Source organism: Catenulispora sp. EB89 (assembly GCF_041261445.1).
GTDB lineage: Bacteria > Actinomycetota > Actinomycetes > Streptomycetales > Catenulisporaceae > Catenulispora.
In genome coordinates this window covers 75,843-82,235 of sequence record NZ_JBGCCU010000043.1, presented here as the reverse complement: position 1 = coordinate 82,235, position 6,393 = coordinate 75,843, and the positions used below count along the sequence as shown (strand labels likewise).

Genomic DNA, 6,393 nt, shown 5'->3' with positions numbered 1-6,393 from the left:
CCCGGTACGACAAGCTCGCCTGCCGTTACCAGGCCACCGTCACCATCGCAGCCATCAACGGCTGGCTATGAACCACTTCTCAGACACGGCCTAGTTCCACTACTTCGGCCAACTCGTCCATCGGGACTCCCTTCCCGACGTGCGCTCCCCAGCGACATCACGCAGGCGCCGTCCACGCAGCCGCATCAGGGCAACGCCAAAGCTAACCGGCGTGCTCGAAGCAACAGGACACAGCCCCAACCAGCGGCCAATGCCGGACTAGGGCACGGGATATGAACCCAAGAACAGATCGGCCTCGCCGCGAACGGCACCCGCACGGGTCATTTTCGCGCCGACCAGGCGGCGCGGCAACGAGCCGAAATGACTAGGGCGTTGAGAGCTGTCTCGTCGGCGTCGGGCAAAGTGTGTAGGTAGACCTCCGTGGTACGGATGCTCGCGTGACCGAGGCGTTCCTTCACCACTTGCAGGTCGGCGCCGCCTGCGAGCAGCCAGGAGGCGTGAGCGTGGCGCATATCGTGGGTGCGGACCCGCATGTCGATGTCGGCGCGCTCTACGGCACCGAGCCAGATCTGGTTGCGGAACCAGTTGGCTGACAGATGGCCGTCGGTGTCGCGGAACCGGGGTTTACGCGGGCTGTCCTTGCCTTGTGCGCGGCGCGTGGTTCGGTATTGAGCGACAGCCGCGCGGCAGTAGGTGCAGCGACACCCGTGAGCGTAAGCAGTGGTGGTGCCGTGCCAGTGACAGCGGCCATTCTCATCTGGTTCCGTCATCCCGAGGGTCAGGGGATCCAGGTCGACCTCACGCTCAGACCGGACGTAGTACCTGGTGGAGAACAAGAGCTCGTCGCGGCCAATGCAGTGTTCGGCGATGTGATCCTCAAGCTTGCCGGTGATATTGGCGCTCAGTTTCATCCGTCGGAATTCCTTGTCCTTGGGGTACTCCTTGACCAAGAACCGGCCGCCGGTGGGATGGAACTCCGGAGTCAGCTCCACCACCGCACGGCTGACCGTCAGCAGCTGACTATCCAGATCGAGATCTCCTGCTCGAAGTTCGGTCAGCTCACCCCAGCGGAGGCCGGTCTCGATGTCGGTCTCCGCCAAGAGGCGCATGTGGTCATCGCCTAGGTTCTCGTAGATCAACTCGAACTGCTCAAGGGTGATGACTTGACGAGGTTTACGTGGGATCGGCGGTCCAGGCACGCCGCGGCACGGATGGAACGTCACCAACTGATCGTCGAGGGCCATCGTAAAGGCGGAGCTGAGGACGCTCTTCGCCTGGTATACCGTCGATGGACCCGCACCAGAGGCGATCAGTTGGCCGACCCACACGCGCACGTGAGCTTTGGTGATCTCAGTCAGGCGCATGTCGCCGAACACCGGAAGCAGATACTTGCGGAGGTTGGAGGTGTAGCCCCTACGTGTCGTGGCCTCCACAACCAGGTTGGGAAGCCACCAGGTGAGCGCATATTCGCCGAACGTGAGACTGCCATCGGTGGGCGGGACCTCAAGGATCTGCAGCATCTCAAGCCTCCAGCATCAACGCAGGTTCGGTTTCCTCGAAGCGCTCCAAACACACCGAAGTCGGTTCGGGGACGACCGGGACGGTCAGCGGTCGCGTGGTCGGATCGATGCGTTCGGCCTGTTCCAGCGCCCATGTGATCCAGTCGGCGGTGGCGGTTGACGCCGCACCCTTGCGAACGTCGCGCTGCAACTGTGAACACATCGACCTGACCTCGCCCGCAAGCCGCCAGGCCGCCACCTGCCGGCTAAGAAAGCCGGCAATCCAAGCCTGCTGATATGCAGCTCGCAGACTCTCGGCCTCGGTCTCACGCGTTCTTGAAATCTCTTGATCGAACTCTTCGCGGTGCTCACGTCGTCGATCGAGTTCATGGACGCGCTCTTCAAGAGTGTCCAAGACGTCCTCCACCTTGTGCTCAAGGCGAGTACGCGTTCCGTCGTGCCAGATGCGACGACCAGTCTGTACGTCCTCGAGTTTGAGGACCAGCACCTCGCCGTGCTCCATGACGGCGATCGGGAACTCCTTACCGCCGATGAGTAGGCGGTAACGGGCGAATTGGCGAGGCCGGGGCCGCTCTACGGGGCGGGCGCGGTAGCCGCGCTCTTCGGCCTGGATGAAGAGGGCGTCCAGGGTTCGCAGCGCCTGGTTCACCAATCCGGGTGACACACGCGGCAGAGGCCCTACGGCGGGTCCTGTTCGATGTGCCTGTGCATTCTCCTTGGCTATCAACTTGTGCAGCTCGACTACGAGCGGATGTCTAAACTCGGTCTCAGGCACCGAGGGTGGCGTCGGCGCAGGTGCCACAGTTGGCCGTCGGGCCTCGTCAGAGCGGGGTGCGCCGATCCTGACGATCAGGTCTCCTCGGACCCTGCCGGTGAAGTCGAGCCGCCTACCGCACTTGATCGCCGACTGGATCGAACTGCGCCACCATGCCCGGGTAGCTGGATCGGGATCGGAAATCGTCAGCGTGCCTCCGGCGGCTTCTATTCGAGCGACGAGCTCATTCGCGCTAAGGAGCTTCCGCGCCGTCGAGGTCTTCGCTTCGCTCGTATTCGCATGAACCCCGCTGGACCCATCTGGCCGTTGCGGATAGGTGCCGCAATCGGCGTAATACTGCCCAGCATCCGTGGCCACAGCCGACCACATACCATCAGACCCGATGGTTTCTACCAGACCACGACTTCGCAGCGCGTACACAGTCAAGGCCAAAGACGAATCCCGCCATGTCACCGGGACGTCATTGGCGACGATCCGAGCAAGGACCTCGACCTGGCGCTGGTTCAGTCGCTGCTTTGCCAGCACAGTTTCCTCGATCCGCAGCTGATAGAGACTGACGAGGTCAGTATCAAGGGCTACCCGAACGATTCACCAAGACACCAAAGGCACACGAATGAGTGAACTACGAGACAAAAAAGTCGGCGCTTTTATACTCATTTGTGCCGCTTGACACATTTTCCCCCTCTTTACGAACCGAGAAGGCATCCTGCAACGAACTCCGCGACGCAGAGCAGGGTCACCACCTCGACCGAGCCCGACCAAAGACCATGATCTTTTCACCGCGCATTCGCCGCGACCGCCGCAAAAACATGATCGGAATGACGACTCGATGAGACGCCTATTTCGAGAATTCCCGTGCTAGAAATTCCGGTTTAGCTGGGCGGCAAGGCCTTGAAATGCAAAAATGCCGCCCGACGGGTGTCGGGCGGCATTTGCAATTGTGGAGCCGGCGGGAATTGAACCCGCGTCCATCGGCGACTTGCCAGGGCTTCTCCGGGCGCAGCCTGTGTTCGCTTTTCTTGGCCCCGGCAGTCTCACAGGCACGCTGCTGACAGGCCCAGCCACATTGGTGTCCCGCCTGGCCCTGTGGCCGTGTCAGGCGGTGGATCCTCCTAATGATGTCTTACCGGGCCGGAGGCGCTCCCGGGTCGACAGAAGTCATTACCTGATTATTGTCAGGCGGCGAGACCGTAAGCGGTCTGCGACTTCAGCTGCGTCTTGTTGGCAGTTATTTTTTGTGCAGCGTGTGGTTAACGAGATCATCGCTGCTTCCTCGGCCCGCTTCCCCTGCCAAAACGTCCGATGTCGAAACCGTTCGGCCCCTTGTCGGACGACTCTGGTCGGAAACGTTTGGTTTTCTGACGCTTGGTCGTCTCTGTGTAGTTGTCAAGCAGTCGGCTCCGGTTTCCCGGGGCCGTGATCCAAGGGTAGCGGTTCGGGCGGGCAGACTCCAGCGGGTTCGCCGTGGGCGAACTGGGGAGTGATCAGGGGCTGTCCGCCCTTGCCGTCGGGCTGCGGTCCTGGTCACCGTGGTGGAGGCGGCTACTTTCGGCGGTTGTTGCGCTTGAAGGCGGCGGCCATCGCGCGCTCGGCCTCGCGCTTGTTCTGGCGCTCCATGAGGGTCTGGCGCTTGTCGTAGGTCTTCTTGCCTCGCGCCAGGCCGATCTCGACCTTGACCTTGCCGTCCTTGAAGTACAGCTCCAGGGGGATCAGCGTGAGGCCGGTCTCCTTGGTTTTGCCGATGAGTTTGTTGATCTCGGCGCGGTGGAGGAGGAGCTTGCGGTTGCGGCGGGGCGAGTGGTTGGTCCACGTGCCTTCCGCGTACTCGGCGATGTGTACGCCCTGTAGCCAGACCTCGGCGTCCTTGATGACCGCGTAGCCGTCGACGAGGCTGGCGCGACCCGCCCGGAGGGACTTGACCTCGGTGCCGGTCAGGGAGATGCCCGCTTCGTAGGTGGCCTCGATCTCGTACTCGTGGCGCGCCTTCTTGTTGCGGGCGATGACCTTCTGGCCTTGTTCCTTCGGCATGGGGTTCATTATCCCCGATGAACGCCGCTAGACCTTCAGGTATTTCCGGAGGGACAGGGCGCTGGCGCCGACCGCCATCAGGAGGCCGACCGGGATCAGGATCACGACCGTCAGCATCACCTTGTCCCAGCCCACGTAGCTGGTGGAGGTGAAGTTGGGGGCCAGGACCCGGTCGATCAGGAAGTACTTGAAGCTGATGACGCCCAGCGCCGCCACCGCCACGCCGCCCAGGCCGGCGACCGCGCCCTCCATGAGGAATGGCAATCGGATATAGAAGTTCGAGGCTCCGACCAGGCGCATGATGCCGGTTTCTCGCCGTCTGCTGAACGCGGACAGTCGGACCGTGTTGACGATCAGCATCAGCGCCAGGCCCACCATGACCACCGCGACTGTCGTCGCCGACACTGTGAGGCCGTTCAGGAGTTTGAAGAGTGGTTGCAGGACGGCTCTCTGGTCCGACACCGTCTCCACACCCTGCTGCCCCTGGTAGCTGCTGATCATCGCGTCGATGTTCACAGTGCTGGGGTCCTTCAGCTTCACCCGCAGGGAGGCCGGGATCTGGTCCGGAGTCACGTACTCCGACATCGCGTTGCCGTTCTCGCTGCCCTTGGTCATCGCCTCGTAGCGCACGAACGCCTCGGCCTGGGTCTCGCTGAAGACCTGCTGGACCAGCGGATTCGCTGTCAGCTGCGCCTGCAGGGTGTTCATCTGGTTCTGCGTGGCCTGCCCCGAGGCGCAGGTGGTCGGGTGCAGGTTCGGGTCGTCCTTGGTGCACATGAACACCGTGACCTCGACCTTGCCGTACCAGAAGTCCTTCATGTGGCTGGTCTGGAACAGCATCAGCAGCGCGACGCCGAGCATACCGAGGGCCACCGCCGCGGAGACGATGACGGCTACGGTCATCGTGAGGTTGCGGCGCAGACCGATGAAGATCTCGGACAGGACAAATTGTGCGCGCATAGTGGGTCGGGACTCCTACGTGAGTTCTGCTTCTAGTGCTGCGTATTCGTGGGCGCTCTAGCGGACGTATCCGTACACGCCGCGCGACTGGTCGCGCACCAGGTTGCCGCTGTCGAGCTCCAGGACGCGCTTGCGCATCTGGTTCACGATGGCCTGGTCGTGGGTCACCATCACCACCGTGGTGCCGGCGCGGTTGATCCGGTCCAGCAGCTTCATGATGCCGACCGAGGTCTCCGGGTCCAGGTTTCCGGTGGGCTCGTCGGCGATCAGCACCATCGGGCGGTTCACGAACGCCCGGGCGATCGCCACGCGCTGCTGCTCACCGCCGGAGAGCTCGTTGGGGAACCGGCCGCCCTTGCCTCCCAGGCCGACCAGCTCCAGCACTTCCGGCACCGCCTTGTTGATGGTGGGCCGGGACTTGCCGATGACCTCCAGGGCGAAGGCCACGTTCTGCTCCACCGTCTTGTTCGGCAGCAGGCGGAAGTCCTGGAACACGGTGCCGATCTGCCGGCGCAGCTGCGGGATCTTCCAGTTCGACAACTTGGCCAGGTCCTTGCCGGCCACGTGCACCCGGCCGGCCGTGGGCCGCTCCTCACGCAGGATCAGCCGCATGAAGGTCGACTTTCCGGAACCGGAGGAGCCGATGACGAATACGAACTCGCCGCGCTCGATCTCCAGCGAGATGTTCTCCAGCGCCGGACGGTTCTGGCTCGGGTAGGTCTTGGTGACCTTGTCGAATCTGATCATGCTGGCATCGCCTCCGCGACAAGCGCAGCCTTCAGGAAGCCCCCGTGGGCACTTATGCGTACGCTCGGTCGTAGTGTCACAGTAGAGATGACAGTACACGCCGGAAGTAGGGGTTCATGGCCCCTTCGCCCGGGAACCACAATCCGCACCGGCTGCCGGCGGGTACGGAACACAGGAGGTGAGGCGGCATGTGCTGTGAGCACCTAGTTTGCGCGAACTGCGCGGGTCCGGTGTCCGAGGGCAGGTGCAGCGTCTGCCGTGGCCAGAGGGCCCAGATGCACGGCCAGTCCGGGGGCGTGTCCTTCTCCGCGATGACCGCGGTCCTGTTGACCTTGCTCGTGGCTGTGGCTTTTCTCACCACGA

General features: G+C 62.9%; 5 protein-coding genes and 1 other RNA gene. All 6 read right to left on the bottom strand.

The genetic code is table 11. The features are described 5' to 3' along the window. Positions 1-320: 320 nt before the first annotated feature. The 6 genes from ABH920_RS47920 to ftsE all read right to left on the bottom strand — a co-directional run bounded on the left by ABH920_RS47920 (position 321) and on the right by ftsE (position 6,030). Positions 321-1,520: a tyrosine-type recombinase/integrase gene (locus tag ABH920_RS47920; protein ID WP_370356147.1), complete on the bottom strand. Its 1,200-nt coding sequence runs from the start codon at positions 1,518-1,520 to the stop codon at positions 321-323. A gap of 1 nt (position 1,521) precedes the next feature. Then, on the bottom strand, positions 1,522-2,820 hold the full coding sequence (locus ABH920_RS47915) for a hypothetical protein (protein WP_370356145.1): 1,299 nt from the start codon (positions 2,818-2,820) through the stop codon (positions 1,522-1,524). A gap of 413 nt (positions 2,821-3,233) precedes the next feature. Beyond that, positions 3,234-3,618, bottom strand: a transfer-messenger RNA (tmRNA) gene (gene ssrA, locus ABH920_RS47910). Positions 3,619-3,837: 219 nt separating this feature from the next. After that, positions 3,838-4,323, bottom strand: a complete 486-nt coding sequence (gene smpB, locus ABH920_RS47905; RefSeq protein WP_012785626.1) for an SsrA-binding protein SmpB — start codon at positions 4,321-4,323, stop codon at positions 3,838-3,840. Between the two features lie 27 nt (positions 4,324-4,350). Continuing rightward, positions 4,351-5,283 (bottom strand): permease-like cell division protein FtsX, encoded by a 933-nt coding sequence (ftsX, locus tag ABH920_RS47900; protein WP_370356142.1) that lies wholly within the window; start codon positions 5,281-5,283, stop codon positions 4,351-4,353. A 57-nt stretch (positions 5,284-5,340) separates the two neighbouring features. Beyond that, a complete protein-coding gene (ftsE, locus tag ABH920_RS47895) occupies positions 5,341-6,030 on the bottom strand; it encodes a cell division ATP-binding protein FtsE (RefSeq protein ID WP_194904879.1) in 690 nt (229 codons plus the stop codon). Between the last annotated feature and the right edge of the window lie 363 nt (positions 6,031-6,393).